The 557-nt window shown below is 40.9% G+C and carries 1 pseudogene; it reads right to left on the reverse strand.

Annotated features, from left to right (window positions below):
* Positions 1-469 (reverse strand): annotated as a pseudogene (locus C9J37_RS27865) (IS30 family transposase); the annotation flags it as partial.
* Positions 470-557: the final 88 nt, after the last annotated feature.

The raw sequence follows: 557 nt of genomic DNA on the forward strand, positions 1-557 counted from the left end.
CCAAAGGTGTCCCGTTTACGGACTTCTTTTGGACGTTTTGAAATAGGCGTGCCGATGTTGAAACGTCCTCTTGTTTCACGAGGTTTCTGGCGTTTTCCTTTTTGACGAAGTACCGTTAAAGGTAAATCGAATAAGCCGTTATAAATCCAACGGTAGATACTTTTAAAGCTCAGCTTTCCCGGATACAAGCGGCCGACAATCTGTTCAGGTGACCACGTTTCCCCCAACTTCTCTTGAACAGCTTCCTTTAAAGCTGATGTTAGTTTTAGCTTCGCACCACAGTTCGATTTATTTTTTTGATAGTGATTGTGTGCTACTTCAGCTGACCAATTTGTATGGCGTTTCAGCTCTCTAGAAATGGTGGAGGGAGTACGTATTAACTGCCTGGCAATTTCTCGTTTGGAATAATCTAATTCAAGATAGCCCTCTATTTTAGCACGTTCAGATTAGTAAGATGAGTATAGCTCATAACGATTCCTCCTCAAAATGTTGGTGTGGTAACTACATTTTATACGAGGTCGTTATGGGTTTCTTTTATTTTGTCTTAAAGGTGTTGC

The organism is Lysinibacillus mangiferihumi (assembly GCF_003049665.1).
Taxonomy (GTDB): domain Bacteria; phylum Bacillota; class Bacilli; order Bacillales_A; family Planococcaceae; genus Lysinibacillus; species Lysinibacillus mangiferihumi.